Origin of the sequence: Pseudactinotalea sp. HY160, from assembly GCF_009372055.1 — a bacterium.
In the GTDB taxonomy this organism is placed as follows: domain Bacteria; phylum Actinomycetota; class Actinomycetes; order Actinomycetales; family Beutenbergiaceae; genus HY158.
Map to the genome: position 1 here is coordinate 12,981 of NZ_WHMT01000023.1, position 19,921 is coordinate 32,901.

Annotated in this window: 15 protein-coding genes; 5 read left to right on the forward strand and 10 right to left on the reverse strand. The window is 72.1% G+C overall.

What is annotated here, in order from left to right; all coding sequences use genetic code 11:
• The first annotated feature begins 21 nt into the window (after window positions 1–21).
• Window positions 22–2,469: an HNH endonuclease signature motif containing protein gene (locus GCG21_RS14480; RefSeq protein WP_152910390.1), complete on the forward strand. Its 2,448-nt coding sequence runs from the start codon at window positions 22–24 to the stop codon at window positions 2,467–2,469.
• On the opposite strand, the gene proB is transcribed toward GCG21_RS14480, so the two are convergent.
• The 5 genes from proB to GCG21_RS17365 all read right to left on the reverse strand — a co-directional run bounded on the left by proB (window position 2,453) and on the right by GCG21_RS17365 (window position 9,951).
• Window positions 2,453–3,628: a glutamate 5-kinase gene (proB, locus tag GCG21_RS14485; RefSeq protein WP_152910391.1), complete on the reverse strand. Its 1,176-nt coding sequence runs from the start codon at window positions 3,626–3,628 to the stop codon at window positions 2,453–2,455. The genes GCG21_RS14480 and proB overlap by 17 nt on opposite strands.
• A 4-nt stretch (window positions 3,629–3,632) precedes the next feature.
• The gene (gene obgE, locus GCG21_RS14490) at window positions 3,633–5,138 is read right to left on the reverse strand and encodes a GTPase ObgE (protein ID WP_152910392.1); all 1,506 of its coding nucleotides are present in this window, start codon (window positions 5,136–5,138) and stop codon (window positions 3,633–3,635) included.
• Window positions 5,139–5,235: 97 nt separating this feature from the next.
• On the reverse strand, window positions 5,236–5,490 hold the full coding sequence (gene rpmA, locus GCG21_RS14495) for a 50S ribosomal protein L27 (protein ID WP_152910393.1): 255 nt from the start codon (window positions 5,488–5,490) through the stop codon (window positions 5,236–5,238).
• Between the two features lie 33 nt (window positions 5,491–5,523).
• Window positions 5,524–5,832 (reverse strand): 50S ribosomal protein L21, encoded by a 309-nt coding sequence (rplU, locus tag GCG21_RS14500; RefSeq protein ID WP_228760187.1) that lies wholly within the window; start codon window positions 5,830–5,832, stop codon window positions 5,524–5,526.
• Between the two features lie 222 nt (window positions 5,833–6,054).
• Window positions 6,055–9,951: an Rne/Rng family ribonuclease gene (locus tag GCG21_RS17365; RefSeq protein ID WP_370517536.1), complete on the reverse strand. Its 3,897-nt coding sequence runs from the start codon at window positions 9,949–9,951 to the stop codon at window positions 6,055–6,057.
• A 495-nt stretch (window positions 9,952–10,446) separates the two neighbouring features.
• Between GCG21_RS17365 and GCG21_RS14510 the strand changes: the two genes are divergently transcribed.
• The 3 genes from GCG21_RS14510 (at window position 10,447) to GCG21_RS14520 (ending at window position 14,541) form a co-directional block, all read left to right on the forward strand.
• On the forward strand, window positions 10,447–12,042 hold the full coding sequence (locus GCG21_RS14510; RefSeq protein ID WP_152910395.1) for a GAF domain-containing protein: 1,596 nt from the start codon (window positions 10,447–10,449) through the stop codon (window positions 12,040–12,042).
• Between the two features lie 187 nt (window positions 12,043–12,229).
• Window positions 12,230–12,838 carry a hypothetical protein gene (locus GCG21_RS14515; protein ID WP_152910396.1) on the forward strand — a complete coding sequence of 203 codons (609 nt, stop codon included), beginning with the start codon at window positions 12,230–12,232 and terminating at the stop codon, window positions 12,836–12,838.
• A gap of 56 nt (window positions 12,839–12,894) precedes the next feature.
• The gene (locus GCG21_RS14520) at window positions 12,895–14,541 is read left to right on the forward strand and encodes a sulfatase (protein WP_227993893.1); all 1,647 of its coding nucleotides are present in this window, start codon (window positions 12,895–12,897) and stop codon (window positions 14,539–14,541) included.
• Here GCG21_RS14520 and GCG21_RS14525 read toward each other — a convergent pair.
• The 3 genes from GCG21_RS14525 to GCG21_RS14535 are packed head-to-tail and all read right to left on the reverse strand — an operon-like array spanning window position 14,534 to window position 17,388.
• Window positions 14,534–15,358 (reverse strand): alpha/beta fold hydrolase, encoded by an 825-nt coding sequence (locus GCG21_RS14525; protein WP_152910397.1) that lies wholly within the window; start codon window positions 15,356–15,358, stop codon window positions 14,534–14,536. The genes GCG21_RS14520 and GCG21_RS14525 overlap by 8 nt on opposite strands.
• A 45-nt stretch (window positions 15,359–15,403) precedes the next feature.
• Complete coding sequence (locus GCG21_RS14530; protein WP_152910398.1) at window positions 15,404–16,771, reverse strand: M20/M25/M40 family metallo-hydrolase; 1,368 nt, start codon at window positions 16,769–16,771, stop codon at window positions 15,404–15,406.
• A complete protein-coding gene (locus GCG21_RS14535; RefSeq protein WP_227993900.1) occupies window positions 16,768–17,388 on the reverse strand; it encodes a response regulator transcription factor in 621 nt (206 codons plus the stop codon). Before GCG21_RS14535 ends, GCG21_RS14530 begins: the two co-directional genes overlap by 4 nt.
• Window positions 17,389–17,560: 172 nt before the next feature.
• Between GCG21_RS14535 and GCG21_RS14540 the strand changes: the two genes are divergently transcribed.
• Window positions 17,561–18,133, forward strand: coding sequence for a histidine phosphatase family protein (locus GCG21_RS14540; protein WP_152910399.1), 573 nt, complete (start codon window positions 17,561–17,563; stop codon window positions 18,131–18,133).
• A 97-nt stretch (window positions 18,134–18,230) separates the two neighbouring features.
• Here GCG21_RS14540 and GCG21_RS14545 read toward each other — a convergent pair whose 3' ends face one another.
• Complete coding sequence (locus GCG21_RS14545) at window positions 18,231–19,472, reverse strand: type II toxin-antitoxin system HipA family toxin (protein WP_152910400.1); 1,242 nt, start codon at window positions 19,470–19,472, stop codon at window positions 18,231–18,233.
• Window positions 19,469–19,756: a helix-turn-helix domain-containing protein gene (locus GCG21_RS14550; RefSeq protein WP_152910401.1), complete on the reverse strand. Its 288-nt coding sequence runs from the start codon at window positions 19,754–19,756 to the stop codon at window positions 19,469–19,471. Before GCG21_RS14550 ends, GCG21_RS14545 begins: the two co-directional genes overlap by 4 nt.
• Window positions 19,757–19,921: the final 165 nt, after the last annotated feature.

Below are 19,921 nucleotides of genomic sequence, written 5' to 3' on the forward strand. Positions count from 1 at the left end.
GGTCGGTTCTAGGGTTGTTTCATGAGCACGAAGGCGGCCCGGCAGATGCGAGCGAGGCGAGCGGAGATCGCCTCGATCGCGTCCGAGGACGCGGTACTGGACCGGGTCCGTCAGGTGCGCAAGGTCCAGGCTGGTGCGGAGGCCGATCTGTTCTTCCTGGCGATCGAGATCGCCCAACGCAGCCCGGTCACCGAAGAGTGCGGGGCGTGGTCGTGCCACACCGATCTGGCCCTGGGGGTCTCCTATTGTGATTCGGTGGCGAACTGGTTCGCGGCCGTGACCGGCTTCTCCACCGACGCCGCCCAGGCGATGCTCCTCGAAGCCCTCGAGGTCGCCGAACGCCTGCCACTGCTGTACGGGCGCGTGCTCGATGGGCGTACCCGGGCGCACACGGCCCGGCTCGTGGCCGAACAGACCCTCGGTTTGACTGTGGAGGCGGCCCGGTTCGTCGATGTCCAGGTCGCAGCCGCCGGGGCGATCCGGGGCCGATACGCGATCAAGGGTCTGGTGCGGGAGGCGATGATCACCCACATGCCCGACCAGTACGCCGACCTGCAGCGGGCGCAGGCCGATCCGCGCCGGGCCGATGTCCACATCGGCACCGACGGCACCGGCCGCATCGACGCGATCGTGTCCACCTTCGCGGCCCTCGATCTGGAACAGAGCCTGGCCTTCGGGGCCGCGCAACTCAAGGCCGCCGGATCCGGTGAGGTCCTCGACGCCCGTCGCTCGCTCACCTTCGAGGGCATCATCGCCGCCACCCACCACCCCGCACCGGCCCGGCAGGACGGCTTCGACCTCACCGCAGGGCAACCAGGCCAGCAGGCCCAGCAGGCCCGGCAGGCCCGGCAGGCTCAGGGACCGGGGGCGGGGGCGCCGGACTGCACGAACAGCACGGGCGGCGCAGTCGGCATCGGCGGCACGGTGGGCATGGCTGCGGCCGCCGCAATCGATCTGACTCCCGATGAAGCCGCAGGCCAGTTCGACGGCCCGTCCGTGAGCACAGCCGCGGCCCCGGCCACGACTACAGCCGTGGGCAGCGCCGCCGGAGCGGCGGTGGCCGGAGCGGCGGCGGGCCCGACCGGCGAGGCGCCTGCCACGGCTGCGGGCGGTGGTGTGTCGTGTGGGCCCGCGTGGTCGGGTCGGGGCGTGCCGCGGGCGAAGGTCGTCATGTACCTGCACATGAACGCCTCGGCGTTCTGGCCCGACGGCAGGCCACCCGACCAACCCGGCAGCCCACCCCGTGATCATCCCGATCACCGGCCCGATCGCCAGCTCGGCGACCCGCCTCCTGATCATCCCGACGGCCGATCCCCTGATCATCCCGACCGTCATCACGGCGGCCTGTCCGCCGGTGGATCGTGCGCGGACCCTCCGGGCACGGCCACCCCGGCGGACACGGCTCGTCCCGAACACGCCGCCGGTCCGGCCTATGTCGCGGGCCGGTTGTCCCGTGAACCCGTGCGCATCGAGGGGCCGGGGATCCCGCCCGGGCTCGTGATCAGCGCCGCCGAGGTAGCGGCCATGTTCACCACGCCCCACGGCGCGGCCATGCCCGCGCGCGCTGGCGGGTCCGGCGCGGCGCACGGGCCTGGCGGGTCTGGTGGGTCGTGGGGGCCGCAGATATTCGTGCGTCCGGTCATCGACCTCGAGACCGAACACGAGGTCGCCGGCTATGCCGCCGGCGACGTGATCAAGGACCACCTCCACCTACGGGATCGAACCTGCGTGTTCCCGGCGTGTGCCCGCCCGGCGCGGGACTGCGATGCCGACCACATCGACCCCTGGAAGACCGATGCCCAGGGTGACCTGACCGGCGGGCCGACCTGCACGTGCAACCTCGCCAGCCTGTGTCGCCGGCACCATCGCTGGAAGACGCATAATCATCCCGGACAGCCGCAGGGGCGGGGCTCGTGGTCGTACGTGACGCTCGGACCCGGAACGTACTACTGGAGCGGCCCCATGGGCCTACGGTTCCTGCGCACCCCGACCGGCACGAGCGAGGTCACCGACCAGGCCTGGCACCGCCGTGACCTCGCCGCACTCCAGGGCCCCGGCGCCCTCCCGGGCCACGAGGCGCTTGAGGGGGTCGGCACACTCCAGGACTTCCAGGGGCTCGGCGCCATTCGCGGCCGCGCGCCGGCCCCGGGTCGCTTGGATCGCACGGATCAACAGACTGTCCCGGGCAACGACACTCTCCCTGGACTCGAGGAGGCCCCGGGGCGTGAAGCACGCCCGGATTCGCAGGCCCGCCGTGACGACCTCGACGAGGCCTTCATGGACGCCCTCGAGTACGAATACGGCAACAACACCGACCGGGACATCGAGGCCCTTCTCGCCGATGGGCGACTGCAGCCGCCCGTCACATGGGGCGACGGCGCCCAGGACGCCGCCAACCAGCCCAACGGCGGCTACTGCCGCGGATCTGGACCTCGGAGTCGACCTCCGCAAATCATCCGACGGAGGTGACCCCGCCCGCCCGCCGGATCCGTCCGCGCAGCACCACGAGATCGTCCCGGTGCACGACCTCGCGGTCGTGGCCGTCGCCGAACGCGGCCCGCAGTTGCTCGCTCGTGCGTCCGAGCCGGTCGGGCAGCTCCTCGGAGGAATAGGCCACGAGTCCCCGGGCCACGACGTGCCCGGTGAGGTCGGCCAGCTCCACCGGGTCCCCGGCCTCGAACTCCCCGGCCACCGCCACGACCCCGGCGGCGAGCAGCGACTTCTTTCCGGCCGTGATGGCGCGCACCGCGCCGTCGTCGAGGGTGAGTCGGCCGCGCACGTCGGCGGCGTGGGCGATCCACAGCCGGCGGGTCTGCACCCGCCGCGGGGCGGGCGCGAACCACGTGCCCACGTCGGCGCCGTCGAGCGCCGCGGCGGCATTCTCGGCGCTGGTGAGCACGACGGGAACCCCGGCCGCCGAGGCGATCGCGGCGGCCTCGACCTTGGTCACCATGCCGCCCGTTCCCACGGCGCTGCCCCGGGCGGTGATCTCCACCCCGGCGATCTCGGCCGGGTCCCCCACGAAGGGGATCCGCTTCGCGCCGGCCCGGCTCGGCGGCCCGTCGTAGAGGGCGTCGACGTCGGTGAGCAGCACGAGCGCGTCGGCGTGCGTCAGGTGTGACACGAGCGCGGCGAGGCGGTCGTTGTCGCCGAAGCGCAACTCCCGCGTGGCCACGGTGTCGTTCTCGTTGACGATCGGCACCACGCCGAGGGCGAGCAGCCTCGTCAGCGCCCGCTGGGCGTTCTTGTAGTGCCCGCGCCGGGTCACGTCCTCCGCGGTGAGCAGCACCTGCCCCACCCGCAGTCCGTGGCCGCGGAACGCCCGGGTGTAGCGGGCAATGAGCGCCCCCTGCCCCACGCTCGCCGCGGCCTGGGCCGTGGCGAGGTCCCGCGGCCGGCCCGGGAGTCCGAGGATCGGCAGGGCGGCGGCGATCGCCCCCGAGGAGACGAGCACGACCTCACCGCCGGCCGCCCGCCGGGCGGCGAGCACGTCGACGAGCGCGGTGAGCTTGTCCACGTCGAGGCGACCGGCGTCGTCCGTGAGCGAGGAGGAGCCGACCTTGACCACGACGCGGTGGGCGCGGGACGGATCGGACAGATGGGACCGGTCGAGCACGCTCGGACTCATGCGCTCACTCGCCCCGCTCCGTCCACACTTCCTCCGCCAGCTCCTCCCGGGCCCGGGCCTTCGCGTCCATGCGCTCCTTGAACTCGGCGCGCTTCTCGGAGCGCGTCGGCCGCGGGGAGTCCTCGAGGCGCAGGTCGGTGCCGCGCGGGGAGGCGAGCAGCTCCGGGCCGGTGGAGATGGTCGGCTCCCAGTCGAAGACGACGCCACTCGGCCCGTCGCCGATGACCACCTCGTCGCCCGCCTGGGCGCCGGCGCGGATGAGCTCCTTCTCCACCCCGAGGGCGGCGAGCCGGTCGGCCAGGTAGCCCACGGCCTCGTCGTTGGCGAAGTCCGTCTGGCGCACCCACCGCTCGGGCTTGGTGCCCTGCACGAGGAAGTAGTCGTGGTCGGTGCGGCGCCGGGCCACGGTGAAGCCCGCGCGCTCGGACCGGTCCACGGCCCGGGGCCGCAGCACGGCCGGAGCGGGCTCGGCCTCGGGTTCGATCGCGCGGGTCTCCGCCACGATCCCGGCGAGGGCGAACGAGAGCGGACGCAGCCCCTCGTGCGAGGCGGTCGAGACGAGGTGGGTGCGCAGCCCGCGCGCCTCGAGATCGGCGCGCACGAACTCGGCGAGTTCCCGGGCCTCGGGCACGTCGATCTTGTTGAGGACGACGAGCCGGGGCCGCTCCGCCAGCGGGAGCCGGCCGGTGAGCTCGTCGGTCGGGTAGGCGGCGAGCTCCGCCTCGATCACGTCGAGGTCGCTCAACGGATCCCGGTCCGGCTCGAGCGTGGCGCAGTCGAGCACGTGCACGAGCACCGAACAGCGTTCGATGTGTCGCAGGAACTCGAGCCCGAGGCCGCGCCCCTCGGACGCACCGGGAATGAGCCCGGGCACGTCGGCCACGGTGTAGCGCACGTCGCCCGCCTCCACCACGCCCAGGTTCGGCACGAGCGTGGTGAACGGGTACTCGGCGATCTTCGGGCGCGCTGCCGACATGGCGGCGATGAGGGAGGACTTCCCGGCCGAGGGGAACCCGATGAGGGCCACGTCGGCGACGGTCTTGAGCTCCACCACGAGCTCACCCTCGTCGCCCGGCTCCCCGAGCAGCGCGAATCCGGGCGCCTTGCGCTTGGGCGAGGCGAGCGCGGCGTTGCCGAGCCCCCCGTGGCCGCCGTCGGCGGCGACGTAGCGGGCGCCCGCCCCCACGAGGTCGGCCAGCACCGTCCCGGAGCGCGTCTTGACCACGGTGCCGTTGGGAACGGGCAGCACGAGATCGGCGCCGTTGCGGCCGTGCCGCATGCTCCCGGCCCCCGGGCGGCCGTTCTCGGCGCGCCGGTGCGGCGAGTGGTGGTAGTCGAGCAGGGTGGTCACATCGGGATCCACCTCGAGAACGACGCTGCCCCCGCGGCCGCCGTTGGCGCCGTCGGGCCCGCCGAGCGGCTTGAACTTCTCCCGGTGCACGGAGGCGCAGCCGTGGCCGCCGTCCCCGCCGCGGACGAACAGCACGACCCGATCCACGAACGTTGCCATGAGCGTCCTTCCAACGCGCGAAGGGCGGAACGGCCCATTAGCCGCTCCGCCCTTCGTCAAGATTACTGACCGCCCGGCCGGGCGATGTGATGCGACCTCAGGAGGCCGTGACGATCTCCACGACCTTGCGGCCGCGGCGGTTGGCGAACTGCACCGTGCCCGCCTCGACGGCGAAGAGGGTGTCGTCGCGACCCTTGCGAACGTTGTCGCCCGGGTGGAACTTCGTGCCCCGCTGGCGAACGAGGATCTCGCCGGCCTTGACATCCTGGCCGCCGAAACGCTTGACGCCGAGACGCTGGGCGTTCGAGTCGCGACCGTTCCGGGTAGAGCTGGCGCCCTTCTTGCTTGCCATGAGCTGAACCTGCTTCCTTCAGTGAGGTCGGACTTAGTTGATGCCGGTGATCTTGACGCGGGTGAGGTCCTGACGGTGCCCCTGCCGACGCCGGTAACCGGTCTTGTTCTTGTACTTGAGGATCGTGATCTTCTTGCCGCGCTCGTCCCGGACGATCTCGGCGGTCACCTTCACCCCGGCCAGGTCCTCGGCACCCGAGGTGACCTTCTCGCCGTCGACGAGCAGCACCGGAACCATCTCGATGGTCTCCCCGGCCGCACCCTTGATGCGGTCCATGACGACGACGTCACCGACGGACACCTTCTCCTGTCGGCCGCCGGCCTTGACGATCGCGTACACCACGTTCCTGCTCATCTCTGTCGAACTACATGTCTCGTCAGCACCTCGGGGCGAACCCGCCACGACGCTGCTGCCCGCCCCGCGCGAGGGATCGCGCACTGGGCTCCTGGCTCATCTGACCACGTCCGCGCACGCGAGTGCGCCGACGCCCAACTTTACGCGAGAGCGGCTACGCAGGGCAAATGCGCCCACTGTGACGTAGACCGCTCTCGCGCGGTGACCGGCTCAGCCGGCCGGAACCTCGGCCGCCGGGGGCTCGGAGCCCTCGCCCGCCGGGGCGGCCTCGCCCACGCCTGCGGACGACGCAGCCTCCGTCTCGGAGGCCGCCTCACCCCCGGACGTACCGCCCGCGGCCGCAGCCGACCCGGGATCGGTTGCTGCGCCGTCCTCACCCGTGTGGGCGTGGGCGGCCGCCGCCGCGATCGCGGCGAGCGTGGCCTTGACCTGCTCGCGCTGCTCCTCGTTCACCGGCTCGGCCTCCGGCTCCGGCTGGGCGGCCGGCTGGGAGGAGGAGCTGCGGCGCCCCTTGCGCGAGCGCGTCGAGTCCCCGGAGCGGCCGGAGGACTTCGAGCCGCCCTTCTCCCTGCCGTCCTTGCCATCCCTGCCCGAGGTACCCGGCTCGGTCTGGGACTCGCCCTCGACCGGGTCGGAGGTCACGTGGTAGCCCCGCCCGTTGCAGCACTCGCACGTGGTCGAGAAGGCCTCGACGAGGCCCTGGCCGACCCGCTTGCGGGTCATCTGCACGAGCCCGAGCGAGGTGACCTCGGCGACCTGGTGGCGGGTGCGGTCCCGGCCCAGGCACTCGACGAGCCGGCGCAGCACGAGATCCCGGTTGGACTCGAGCACCATGTCGATGAAGTCGATCACGATGATCCCGCCGATGTCGCGCAGCCGCAGCTGACGCACGACCTCCTCGGCCGCCTCGAGGTTGTTCTTCGTGACGGTCTCCTCGAGCGTGCCGCCCGAGCCCGTGAACTTGCCCGTGTTGACGTCCACGACGGTCATCGCCTCGGTGCGGTCGATCACGAGCGAGCCACCCGAGGGCAGCCAGACCTTGCGGTCCATCCCCTTGGCGAGCTGCTCGTCCACCCGATGGGCGCTGAACACGTCGGCCGGCCCGGTCCACTGGCTCATCCGGTCGGCCAGGTCCGAGGCGACGGAGTTGACGTACTCCGAGATCGTCTTCCAGGCGTTCGGCCCGGAGATGACGAGCGCGGAGAAGTCGTCGTTGAAGATGTCGCGCACCACGCGGGTGGCGAGCTCGGGTTCGCCCTTGAGCAGGGCGGGCACCGAGGACGGCTTGGCCGACTTCTTCTCGATCTCCGCCCACTGGGCCGAGAGCCGCTCGACGTCGCCGCGCAGCTCCTCCTCCGAGGCGCCCTCGGCGGCGGTGCGCACGATGACGCCCTGGCCGTCGGGGACGATCGTGTTGAGCAGCTTCTTGAGGCGGCTCCGCTCCGTCTCCGGGAGCTTGCGGGAGATGCCGGTCATCCCGCCCCCGGGCACGAGCACGAGGTAGCGGCCGGCGAGGGTGACCTGGGAGGTGAGCCGGGCGCCCTTGTGCCCGATCGGGTCCTTCGTCACCTGCACGAGCACGCTGTCGCCCGAGGAGAGCGCGTTCTCGATCTTGCGCGGCTTGCCGTTCAGGCCGGCCAGGTCCCAATTCACCTCGCCGGCGTAGAGCACGGCGTTGCGACCGCGACCGAGGTCGACGAATGCGGCCTCCATCGAGGGCAGGACGTTCTGCACGCGGCCGATGTAGACGTTGCCGACCATCGAGCTGTGCGACTTCTGCGCCACATAGTGCTCCACGAGCACGTCGTCCTCGAGCACGGCGACCTGGGTGCGGCCGGCCTGCTCGCGCACGATCATCTTGCGCTCGACGGACTCGCGGCGGGCGAGGAACTCGGCCTCGGTGATGATGGACCGGCGACGGTGGGGGTCGCGGCCCTCCTTGCGGCGCTGACGCTTGGCCTCGAGGCGCGTCGAGCCCTTGAGCGGCGTGACGGAGTCGCGGGCGGCCTGGGCGCCGCCGTCGTCGTTGCCGCGGCCGGAGCGGGAACGACGACGGCGCCGGCGCGAACTCGAGGAGCCGTTGTCCCCGGAGTCGTCGTCGCTGCCCGACGCGTCCGAGCCTCCAGAGCCCCCCGAGCCTCCCGAGCCTCCCGAGCCGTTCGAGCCTCCCGAGCCGTTCGAGCCGTTCGACTCGGCACGCGACCCGTTCGAGTCACCCTTCCCGGAGCCCTTGCCGGAACGCTTCGGTGAATCCGCGTCCGAGCCCGACGAGCCGGAGGAGTCCGACGAGTCCGTGGACCCCTCGCCCGACTCGCCGCCTGCGGAGCCGGAGTCGTCGTTCGAACCACCCGAGCGACGGCGGCCGCGGCCCCCGCGGCGCCGGCGGCGGCGCGGCTTCGAGTCGTCGTGATCGCCGTCCGCGCCCGTCTCGCCGGGCGTGCCCCGACCCGACCTGCCCGACTCCTCGGACTCGCCGGACTCGTCGGACTGCTCGGACCGGTCCGGCTGCCCGGGCCGGTCGGCCCGTTCGGACTCGTCGGCCTGCACGGACTTCTCGGCCCGCTCGACCTGGGTGTCCTCGGCACGTTCCTCGGCCGCCCGGCGCTTGCTCGATCCCTTGCGGCGCGGGGTGAGGTCCGGCGCCTGGAACAGCAGCGCGGTGGCCGGAAGGCGCGGGGCGTCGTCACCGGCGGGTTCACGCTCCGGGATGACCAGGTCGTCGAGGCTCGTGGCGGTCGCCGCGTCCGTTCCGTCCTCATCCTCGTCCTCGCCGCCCTGGCCGAATTCGGCCAGCACGTTGAGCGCGGAGCGTGCGGACGACGTCGCTCCCGTTCCGCTCCCGGCGTTCGAGGCGCCCGCCTCGGCCCGCCCGGCCGCCCCCTGCTCGGCGGTGCCTGCGGATTCGTTGGATTCGTTGGATTCTGTCGGGGCCGACGTGCGCGCACCGCTCGACCGACTCGACTTGGTCGCCTTGGTCGAGTTGGCGGCCTTGGTCGTCTTCGCCGACGCGCGGGAACGGCCCGATCGTGCTGGTGCGGCCTGGTCGCCGCCGGATGCCTCGGCGGTCTCGACCGGCGCCGTGGCGTCGATGGAACCAGCAGAACCAGCAGAACCAGCCGAACCAGCAGTCTCAGCGGACCCGGCGGGCTTGTCGGCCACCGGGGCCGCGGACCCGGCCGAGCGGGTCGAGCGACGGGACCGGGTCGCCCTGGCGGGCGAAGTCGCAGCGGGCCGCTCGGCGGCGACCGGCTGCTCGGCGACTGCCGGAACATCCGCGGTGAGGGGCTGCTCGGCGGCCGGCTGCTCGGCCGCCGGGGCGTCCACAGTGAGTGGCTGCTCGGCGGCGGCCTTCGCCTGACGCGCCGGGGCGGACTTCTTGGTCGTCGTGGCCGGCTCGGCCTGGGCGGCCGCCGACTTCGTGGACTTCGCCGTCTTCGTGGCCTTCGTGGACTTCGTGGACACTGCCGACTTCGTGGCCTTCGTGGCCTTCGTGGACACTGCCGCCTTCTCGGCCTTGGGCGCTTCCGTGGCCTTCGCTGCGGACTCGGGGGCCTCGGAGGCGTCACTGGCCCCAGTTTCCGGGGCTGTGTCCGCCGCGGTGGCCGGGGCTGTGTCCGGCGCGGTGACGTCGCCTGCGACGGCCTTCGCGGCCTTCGTGGCCGCAGTCTTGGTGGTCGCAGCCTTCGTGGCCTTGGTGGTTGCGGCCTTGGCGCCCTTGGCAGCCGGAGCCTCGGCCGCCTCAGTGGCTGCAGCAGCAGTGGCCTTCGTGGTTGCGGCCTTGGCGGCCGGAGCCTTGGCGGCTGCGGCCTTGGCGGTCGTGGCGCGCCGCTGTGTCTTCGGGGTCTCCGGGGTCTCCGAGTTCTCTGAGTTCTCTGAGTTCTCTGAGCTCTCTGGGGCCCCTGAAGTCCCCGAGCTCTCCGGGGTCGCGTCGGCCGCCGGGGCGGTCGCGTCGGTGGCTGCGGACTTCTTGGAGCGGGTCGAACGCGTCGGCTTCGCCGGGGCGGCGGGCTCCTCGGCCGGCTGCTGCGCCTCGGCGGCGGCCGACTCCGGCGGAAGCGTGGGCCTCGTGGCCCGGCGCGGACGGCGGCGGGCGGGGGGCGCCTGCACCGATTCAGCAGATTCGACAGATTCAGCAGATTCAGGGGTGTTCATTGGTGTTGTCATGTTGGGAGTGCTCCCACCCGGTGCCCCAGCCATACCCACCTACGGCACTCGGGATGTCGTTGGCGCCGTCGCGCCTGAGAAAGTCGTGTTGTGCGGCTCCCGTTCGCGCACTCGCGCGTCTGGGCACCGCCGGTGCCTTCGCGGACCATGTGGGCCCACTGCCGGTCGATCCATCGTCGTGCGCAGGCAATCGAACCGCGCAGGCAACGCGAACCCCAACCAAGCTGAAGTCACCGGGTTCACCAGCGGGTATGGCCATCTGGATCACCGGAACCCAGTATCGCACACCGGGGCCGATACGCACGGGAGCTGACCGCGCGAGGCGAGCGGGCCGTCGTCCATAAGCTTGTTCCACAACACCACGCCGCGCCCGGCGTGGTGTCATAGGAGCGGGACGCCGACCGGCGACCCGCCCCAGCAGACCGTGAGGCCGCCGCCGTGAAACGCATCATCGACGCCCTGCTCACCGTCACGTCCCACCTCGACCTGAACGAGGTCCTGGGAGAGATCGTCACCGCGGCGTGTCACCTGACGGGCGCGCGGTACGCGGCGATCGGCGTGCTCGACTCGATCGGCCAGATCGATCCGTTCGTGAGCCACGGCCTCGACCCGGACCTCGTCGCGACCCTGCGGCATCCGGAGGGCCGGGGCGTGCTCGCGGCGATCCCGCCGGACGGCCACCTCGTGCTCGAGGACCTGACGACCCACCCGGACTTCGGCGGATTCCCCGAGCACCATCCGATCATGCACACCTTCCTCGGGGTGCCGATCCACGTGGCCGGGGAGGCCTACGGGCGCCTGTACGTCGCGGAGAAGGACGGCGGCTTCACCGAGGCCGACACCGACTCGATGCACCTGCTCGCCTCCGCGGCCGCGGTCGCCGTGCAGAACAGCGACCTGTACACGGCGGTGCGCACGCGGGAGCGGTGGCTGCAGGCGGGCCACGACATCACCTCGGCCCTGCTGCAGGATCCCGATCCCGAGGACGCCCTCGCGCTCATCGCCTCCCGGATTCGGCAGGTGGCCGACGCGGACGCGGCCTGCATCGTGCTGCCGGGGGTCGGCGGGGACTGGGTGATCGAGATCGTCGACGGCCCGGAGACGGCGGACCTGCTCGGCATCGTCATGCCGGCGGAGGGCCGGGCCCGCAGCGTACTCTCCTCCGGTGCCGGGCTCGTGGTCGATTCGTTCTCACGCACCCCCTCGCTGCGGGTTCCCGAGTTCGGGCGCTACGGACCGGCGCTCTATGCCCCGCTCCTGGCCGACGGGAACGCGCTCGGCGTCATCGCCCTGCTGCGCCGGCTCGGGGCACCCGAGTTCATGCAGGACGAGTTGACGATCGCCGAGTCGATCGCGGGCCAGGCGGCCCTGGCGCTCAAGCTCGCCGAGGCCCGCGCGGCCCAGGACCGGGCCACGCTGCTCGACGAGCGCGCCCGGATCGGGCGCGACCTGCACGACCTGGCCATCCAGCAGCTGTTCGCCACGGGGCTGCAGCTGAGCAAGGCCCGCGAATCGGTCACCGACTCGACCGTGCACCAGGCGCTCACCGAGGCGCTCGACGGCGTGGACGACTCCGTGCGCCAGATCCGGGCGATCGTGCGCTCGATCCGCAGCGACGACGAGGCCGCCCCGATCCTCGAACGGCTGCAGCGGGAGACCTCGCTCGCCCGCACGGGGCTGGGCTTCGCGCCCTCGCTCGTGGTCACGCCCTCCGACCCCCGCGACGACGTGAACGAGCTGGCCGCCCTCGTGGGCGGCGACCTGGCCGACGACATCGTCGCGGTCGTGCGTGAGGGGCTCGCCAACGCGGCCCGGCACGCGCGCGCCTCCTCGGTGCACGTGCAGGTGGACCTCAGCCCCCGGAGCGTGCAGATCGAGGTGGCCGACGACGGGGTGGGCATCGACCCCGCCCGCACCCGCGCCTCCGGCCTGGCGAACCTCGGCTCCCGGGCCCGCCGGCACGGGGGCACGTTCATGTTCGGCCCCGGCGAGACCGGCGGCAGCCTCCTGCATTGGGACGCCCGGCTGGGATGAGGACCGCCCCGGGCCGCGACCGTTCCCCTCATGTGAGCACCGTTAATATGAGCACCGTGCCCTTCAGGACGCTTCGACCGGCGGGACCGCACGAGCGGCGAGGTGAGGATGGCTGACGACAATGCCCTCATCTCCGACAAGGCGATCTGGGAGGACGTGTCGTTCCGCTTCCGAGACACGGTGCGCTATGGGTAGCCGACGTTCGTTCCTGCGCGCGGGCCTGGCCGGGATCATGGTGCTGGGCCTGGCGGGCTGTGGCGGGCCGGAGGACACGTGGAGCAACGCCGACCTGCCGCATGACGCCCCCTCGGGCGGGTGGGCCCGCGCCGATATGGAGTCGGCGATCCGGGCGCTGCCGGGCATCGAGGACGTGTCGATCAGCGGCTGGGAGCCCAATACCAAGGGAAACGTGGGGGTCGCCCTCCGCTTCTCACTCGCGGCCGGATACACGGTCGGCCGCGGCCCCGCGCTCATCACCTACCTCGTGGAGTCGGCCTGGTCCGTGCGGCAGGGCTATATGCCGAATGCGGCGATCACGATCGCGGTGCGCAGTTCGCCCGAGGATCCGTTCGATGGTCCCGCCGCCGCGCGGGCGGCCGGCTGGCTTCCGGCAGGCGGCGATCTCGGTCGCTTCAATCCCGAGACGGGCTACTCCGTGACCGAGGTGTGGCTGCCGGGACACGACGGCGTGCGCGCCGACTCCGGGCTCGGGGCCCGGGAGAACCTGGACCGGCTCGGCACCTGGCCCGGTCCGGTGCCCGCCACCCCCGACGGGCTCATCACCCGCCGCCCCTGAACCCATGCCCTGAGCGGGGCCACCCCGCCCCAGCAGTCGAACCGGAAGGACATCCGATGACGAGCGATCCCATGGATGCACTCGATGAGGAGCGCCGCCGGATCGGCGCGTTGCGGGAACAGGCCCGGCTCAACGCCGAGCGGACCTCCGCACTGCCGGCCGAGACCCACTCGGCCGACATGACGGCGACTCCGCGGCGCCGACCCAACCTGGTCTTCGTCATGTCGGACGATCACGCCGCGCACGCGATCTCGGCGTACGGCGGCCGACTGAACCGGACCCCGAACCTCGACCGGATCGCCACCGAGGGCGTGCTCATGGGGTCGGTGTACTGCACGAACTCCCTGTGCACCCCGTCGCGGGCGAGCATCCTCACGGGCACCTACAGCCACGTCAACGGCTCCCCGTCGATCTACTCCGAGTTCGACTACCGCGTTCCCACCTTCGTCGAGGCCCTGCAGGCGACCGGGTACGCGACGGCGATCTTCGGCAAGTGGCACCTCGGGGAGTCGGAGGCGTCCCGGCCCCGCGGCTTCGACTCCTGGCAGGTGTTCCCCGACCAGGGGGACTACGTCGATCCGGAGATGGTCACCGCCGCCGGCCCCGTGGACGTGCCCGGATACGCGACGGACATCGTGACCGACCTGAGCCTGGAGTGGCTGCGCTCGCTCGACGGCGATCGGCCGTTCTGCCTCATGGTCCACCACAAGGCCCCGCACCGCCCGTGGATCCCCCACCCCCGGCACGGCCACCTGTACGCCGACGGAAACCTGCCCGAGCCGGCCACCCTCTTCGACGACCACTCCACCATGAGTCGGGCCGTGCGGGACGTGCGGATGTCGATCGCGGACGACCTCACCCGCGACGACATCAAGGAGGACGTGCCCCCCGAGCTCCTCGGGCCCGAGAACACCCGGGCGCGCACCAGCTGGACGTACCAGCGCTACCTGCGCGACTACCTGCAGACCGTGCAGGCGGTCGACGACGGCGTGGGGGCGCTGCTCGACCACCTCGACGAGGCGGGCCTGGCCGAGGACACGCTCGTGGTCTACACCTCCGACCAGGGCTTCTTCCTCGGCGACCACGGCTGGTTCGATAAGCGGCTCATGTTCGAGGAGTCGCTGCAGATGCCGATGCTGCTGCGCTGGCCCGCCGAGATCCCCGCCGGCACCCGCCGCGAGGAGATCATCACGAATGTGGACTTCGCCGCCACGTTCCTCGACGCGTGCGGGCTCGAGCCGTCGCAGGTGCTGCCGACCTCCCAGGGCCGCAGCTTCCGCCCGCTCCTGCGCGGGGAGCAGGTCGAGGACTGGCCCACGTCGATGTACTACCGGTACTGGGAGCACGACGACCCGGTCCATCACGCCCCCGCCCACTACGGCGTGCGCACCGACCGGTACAAGTACATCCACTACTACGGCGACGGGCTCGGCTCCCCCGGCTCTTCGGACCGGCGCTTCGAGCCGGAGCACGAGCTCTACGACCTCGCCGCCGACGCCGAGGAGGTCACCAACGTCGCGGGCGATCCGGCCTACGCCGACATCCTCGCCGAGCTGCGCGCCGAGCTCGCGCGCCTCCAGGCCTGCTACGGCGACCGGCCCTATGCGGGGCCGGACACGCCGCGGCCCGACTGGAGCACCGGCGTCCATGCGTTCGGCGACGGGCCGCACGAGCGTACGGACGGCGCAGCGCACCTCACGTAGTCGACGACCCGTCGCAGCGATCGAGCCAGTCGAGCAGGAGCGCCGCGGCGAGGCCGGGCTGCTCGTGCAGCAGGGCGTGGCCCGCGCGGTCGAGCACGCCGACGGTCGCGCGAGCGTAGTGGTCGGCGAGGGACTGCGCGTGGGCGCTGCCGGCGATCGAGTCCTGCCGGCCGGCGAGGATGAGGACCGGTCGGTCGTCGGATGCCGGCGCCCTCCGCCGGTCGCGCAGCGTCCAGTTCGCGAACACCCTCGTCAGGCCGGCCCAGTCGACCAGCGCCGCCGACGGGGCGATGTACCGGCGGTGACGCTCGAGGGTCTGCGGGGTCTGCAGCACGAAATAGGTGCGGTAGGTCTCGGCGAGGTCCGCTGCCAGCTCCCGCTCGGCGTCGACCGTCGAGACCAGCGCACGGTGCTGCGGGCGCGGAGCCATCTGTTCGGTGCCCGCACCGACCGGGGCGATGAGCGCCAGGCCGGCCACTCGGTCCGGCTCGGCGTCGGCGAGCGCCCGGGCGAGGTACGCACCGTACGAATGGCCCACGACGAGGTACGGGTGGTCACCGATGACCTCGCCGGCGAATCCGATGAGGAGGTCGAGGACGTCGTCGTTGCTCGTGACCGCCGCGGGCATCGGCGTGTGCCCCATCCCCGGCAGGTCGGGGTACAGGCGCCGGTGATCGCGCGGGGCCGCGGCGAACGCGGGCTCGAGCGCCACCCCGATCTCGCGATGATCGACCCCCGCGCCGTGCAGCACGAGGATCGGCATGCCGTCTCCGTGCTCGATGTAGTGCACGGCCGACCCGGCGATCCTCGCCTCCATCCGATCCACGGTAGGCGGGCCCGGGCCCGCCCGCAATCGGCCCGGTCAGTCGGCGTGAGCGGCGAGACGGTGCAGGAAGAGCGCCTCCGCGAGCGCGAGGTGGGAGATCTCGTCGGGGTGGACCGACTCGTCCTCGGCGTGCATGCGGCTCGCCGGCTCGGCCACCCCGACGAGGACGATCGAGGCCTCCGGGTGGGCGTCGGCGAGGGCCGCGGTGAGCGGGATCGATCCGCCCTGGCCGGAGGTCTGCGTGGGCGCGTCGAAGGCGTCGGCCATCGCGCCGGCGAGCAGCTCGAACGCGCGGGTGTCCTGTCGGGCGGCGAAGGGGCGCCCGAGGCCGACCCGCTCGAACTCGACGTGCACGCCCCAGGGCGCGGCCCCTCGCAGGTGTTCGACGAGCGCCTCCTGTGCCTGCCCCGGGTCCTGACCGGGTGGCACGCGGAGGCTGACGCGGGCCGCGGCGGCGGGCTGCACCGACGGCACCGAACCGATCACGGCGGGGGCGTCGATTCCGAGCACGGTGACCGCGGGACGGGCCCACAGGTGGTCGGAGATCGTCCCGCTGCCGATCCGGCGCACCCCGGGCAGGATGCCCGCATCGGCGCGGAAGGTCTCCTCGTCGTATTGCGTGCCCTCCCAGACGCCGTCGGCGGCGAGCCCGTCGATGGTCGTGTTCCCGTCGGCGTCGCGCAGGCTCGCGAGCATGGCGATGAGGGCCGCGAGCGCGTCGGGGGCGGCGCCGCCGAACGCTCCCGAATGGAGTTGTCCGCTGCCGGTGCGCACGCGCACGATCGTGTCGGCCATCCCGCGCAGGGCGACCGTGAGCGTCGGCACTCCGACGGCGATGTTTCCGACGTCCCCGATGATGACGACCTCGGCCGCGAACTCCTCCGGGTGGTCGCGCACGCAGTCCTCGAGGCCGCCGGTGCCCTGTTCCTCGGAGCCCTCGACCACGACGGTGAGGGAGCACGGGTAGCCGTCTCCGCTGAGCGCCCGGCACGCGCGCAGGGCCGTGAGGTGGGCGAGGATGTTGCCCTTGCAGTCGGCGGCGCCGCGGCCGTAGTGGCGCCCGTCCCGTTCGGTCAGGTCCCACGGGTCGCTCGTCCACTCCTCGGCGTGGGCGGGCTGGACGTCGTAGTGGGCGTAGAGCAGCACCCGCGGGGAGTCGGGCGGGCCGTCGTAGGTCGCGATGACGGCGTCCGTGCCGTCGGGAGTGCGGGCGAACCGAGCCTCGAGCCCCTCGGCGGCCAGCGCGTCCCGGACCCAGCGGGCCGCGAGCTCGAGCTCACGGGGATCCTCGACCTGCGCGTCCGCCACGGACCGCAGCGCCACGAGGGCGCGCAGTTCGTCCAAGGCACGGGGCATGAGGCCGGCGACCTCCGCGCGCAGCCGGTCCTGAAGCGGGTCGGTCATGAGTCCCTCCGTCGCCAGGCACCGCCGCGTCGCCCGGCCACCCAGGCGACGACCTGGGTGCGCCGCTCGAGTCCCATCTTGGACAGGAGCGAGGTGATGTGGTTCTTCACGGTCTTCTCGGCGACGCCGAGCCGGTCGGCGATCTCGCGGTTCGTCAGCCCCTCGGCGATGAGCTCGAGCACCCGCCGCTCGGACTTGGTCAGGTCGGCGGTCGGGTCGTCCTCGCTCTGGTGGCGGGTGATCGTGCGGTGGTCGAGCAGCACCCGGCCGGCGGCCACGGCCCGGACCACCTCGGCGATCTCGGCCCCGCGCACGCTCTTGAGCAGGAACGCCTTGGCGCCGGCGGTCAGGGCCTCGCTCACCGCCTCGTCGTCGTCGAAGGAGGTGAGCACGATGCTGCGGGCCTCGGGCAGGTCGCGCGTGGCGGCGTTGATGATGTCGATGCCGGTGCCGTCGGGCAGCTGCAGGTCGACGAGTAGCACCGCCGGGCGCACGAGCATCATCCGCCGGACGGCCTCGGCCACGGAGCCGGCCTCGCCGACGACCTGCAGGCCGTCGGAGCGGTCGATCACCTCGGCGATCCCGCGGCGGACGACCTCGTGGTCGTCGACGATCATCACCGGGATGTCGGTGCTCCCGGGCATCTGGTTGGTCACGGCGCTCAGCCTATCCGCCCGAGCCCCGCCGGGCGGGCGCCGGCCGATTCCGGCCCGGCGAATCCCTTGTCGTCGAGGCCGCGACCGTGGTGGTCTGGAACAGACCGATGAGAGCGCGCACGAGGAATCGCCGATGACAGAGATCTATCTGGTTCGCCACGGCGAGACCGCGTGGAGCCGCAGCGGGCGGCATACCTCGGTCACCGACCTGGACCTGACCGAGATCGGGGTGCGGCAGGCCGAGTCGCTCAAGGGCCGGCTCGATCCCGCCGCGTTCGATCTGGTGCTCTCGAGTCCGCGGCTGCGTGCCCGGCGCACGGCCGAGCTCGCCGGATTCTCCGCCGACCGGGTCGAGCTCTGCGAGGACCTCGTCGAATGGGACTACGGCGACTACGAGGGGGTGACAAGCGCCGACATCCGCGCCGAGAGGCCGGGCTGGACCATCTGGACCGGCGACGTTCCCGGGGGCGAGACGGCGGAGCAGGTGCGCGCCCGCCTCACCCGGGTGATCGACCGCGCCGCCGGGTCGGGTCTGGACCGCGTGCTCTGCTTCGGCCACGGTCACGGCCTGCGGGCGATGACCCTGTGCTGGCTCGGGCTCGACTTCGGCTTGGGCGACTCGTTCCCGTTGGCGACCGGGACGGTGAGCGTGCTCGCCCCCTACAAGGGCGGGCGGGCCCTGTCGCGATGGAATTCGCAGCTGTGACCGGGACCGCGGCCCCTCGTCCCGATTCGCGCGGCGACGGCCTGTCGAACCCTCCACCCCGTTCGGCTCGCGTGGACGACGAGCGGTCGCACCACTGTCAGGCCGCTCCCGCCGCGCCGGCCACGGCCGCCGATCGAGTGTCGATCGACTCCGCCATCATCTCGATCTCCCGCTCGGGAATGCCGTTCCTCCGCGCTGCGCCGCGCCAGTCGGCCGTCACCGCCAGGATGCGGAGCATCCTGGCGCGCGCCTCGTCGGCGCTCAGGGCGCATTCCTCGGCCAGCGGCAGCAATGCCTCAGCTTCGTCGGGGAGCGCGTCGGCCCCCAAGATCGCCGTCGAGCGCGCCTTCCACGGATCCGGGTTGGGATTCACGTCGAAGGCCGGGCTGAGCGTCCATGAGCCGCGATCTGCGAGGAAGCCGTGGTTGCGGAGGTGGTCATCGGTATTCCCCAGAACGATGGATGCGACCACACGATCGAAGAGCGCTCGGTGGTCCGCCTTCGGGGAGAGCGAGAGGTCTCGGATCGCCTCGGCGATCTCGGCATAGTCGCGCTGGTCGCCGTCGGAGGCGCCGAGCGCGGTCATCGCGCTGATGTAGCCGACTCTGTGCCCGTCGTCGGTGCGGTCGAATCGTCGCAGGATGAGCACGCTGCGCTCGCCCACTCGTGTCAGCCGCCGGGTGGGTGTTCGGATGGCCGCCGACTCCAGTAGATCCAGCGCTGTCGCCTCCCACGCCATGACGTCCCACCGGTCGCCGGAGTGGGGGAACTTGGCGATGGCCAACGCACCGTCTTCGAGGCGAACAGACGCCTTCGGACGCGCACCGCCCAGCCCGGTCGTGCCTGTGTCGAGCAGTTGCTTGACGGCTTCACGGGGATTGTCGTCCGCGGCGACGTCGTCGGAGGCATGCAGCAGCGCCGGGAGTGAGACCAACTGTGGGACGTGCGACGCGTTGCCGACGAACGTCGAGGTGCCGGCGATCCGGTATCGCAGGGCTCCCTGACGCGCGTCGTCGCTGACACCCAGGAGGAAGTCGAGGTCGTCCAGTCGGCGCGAGGCTCGGCCCTCTTCGCGGGCACGGGCGCGCTCTGCCTTCTCGATGAGATTCCTGCCCCAGCGGTCGGGAGCGCTGTCGGCGAAGGCCCGCACGAGACCGGGCTGATGCTGCGCCCCCGAGACGAGCGGCAGCGCAGGGTCGATACTCATCCCGTCGCCGGCCAGGTAGCTCGGGTCGTAGAGGAACGTGGTGGAGATCCGGCTACGCTCCCTGGTGAAATGCGCCTGCCCCACCAGGATCGACTCTCCGGCCCGGTCGATCACGACGTCGACCGTGGTCATCGTGCGCGTCTCTTCGCGAGTTTTCCGGCCCGCAGACGCCCGATGTCGCTGCCGAGCGGGTCGACCGCCTGGACCGTCCGATCGAGCACACCGAGGGCGCGCAGCACCTGCGCGACGTTCCCGAAACCCACACCGGGGTCTCCCGACTCGACCTTGCGCAGCGTGTCTCGCGTGATGCCGGCGCGCTCGGCCACCTGCTGCGCGGTGAGTCCGAGGACCATGCGCCAGCCACGCACATGCTCGCCGAACTCGGCTAGCTCACGGCCGATCCGGTACCCACCCATGACACACTCCCTCCGTCGCTTATGGCTAAGATAGCAGCCATATATGGTCGTTATGACGACCTTTGTCGCCACGCTTCTACGAGCGTCCGAGTCGATGGGCCACGACGCCGAACCGGCAGGCTCGAACTCGACCATCACGGCCGGGCACGGATGCGGGCACCCTCT

Excerpts from the sequence above, each read along its gene's own strand:
- GCG21_RS14480 (WP_152910390.1), top strand. The coding sequence starts at position 22 with ATGAGCACGAAGGCGGCCCGGCAGATGCGAGCGAGGCGAGCGGAGATC.
- proB (WP_152910391.1), bottom strand. The coding sequence starts at position 3,628 with ATGAGTCCGAGCGTGCTCGACCGGTCCCATCTGTCCGATCCGTCCCGC.
- obgE (WP_152910392.1), bottom strand. The coding sequence starts at position 5,138 with ATGGCAACGTTCGTGGATCGGGTCGTGCTGTTCGTCCGCGGCGGGGAC.
- rpmA (WP_152910393.1), bottom strand. The coding sequence starts at position 5,490 with ATGGCAAGCAAGAAGGGCGCCAGCTCTACCCGGAACGGTCGCGACTCG.
- GCG21_RS14515 (WP_152910396.1), top strand. The coding sequence starts at position 12,230 with ATGGGTAGCCGACGTTCGTTCCTGCGCGCGGGCCTGGCCGGGATCATG.
- GCG21_RS14520 (WP_227993893.1), top strand. The coding sequence starts at position 12,895 with ATGACGAGCGATCCCATGGATGCACTCGATGAGGAGCGCCGCCGGATC.
- GCG21_RS14525 (WP_152910397.1), bottom strand. The coding sequence starts at position 15,358 with ATGGAGGCGAGGATCGCCGGGTCGGCCGTGCACTACATCGAGCACGGA.
- GCG21_RS14530 (WP_152910398.1), bottom strand. The coding sequence starts at position 16,771 with ATGACCGACCCGCTTCAGGACCGGCTGCGCGCGGAGGTCGCCGGCCTC.
- GCG21_RS14535 (WP_227993900.1), bottom strand. The coding sequence starts at position 17,388 with ATGATCGTCGACGACCACGAGGTCGTCCGCCGCGGGATCGCCGAGGTG.
- GCG21_RS14540 (WP_152910399.1), top strand. The coding sequence starts at position 17,561 with ATGACAGAGATCTATCTGGTTCGCCACGGCGAGACCGCGTGGAGCCGC.
- GCG21_RS14545 (WP_152910400.1), bottom strand. The coding sequence starts at position 19,472 with ATGACCACGGTCGACGTCGTGATCGACCGGGCCGGAGAGTCGATCCTG.
- GCG21_RS14550 (WP_152910401.1), bottom strand. The coding sequence starts at position 19,756 with ATGGGTGGGTACCGGATCGGCCGTGAGCTAGCCGAGTTCGGCGAGCAT.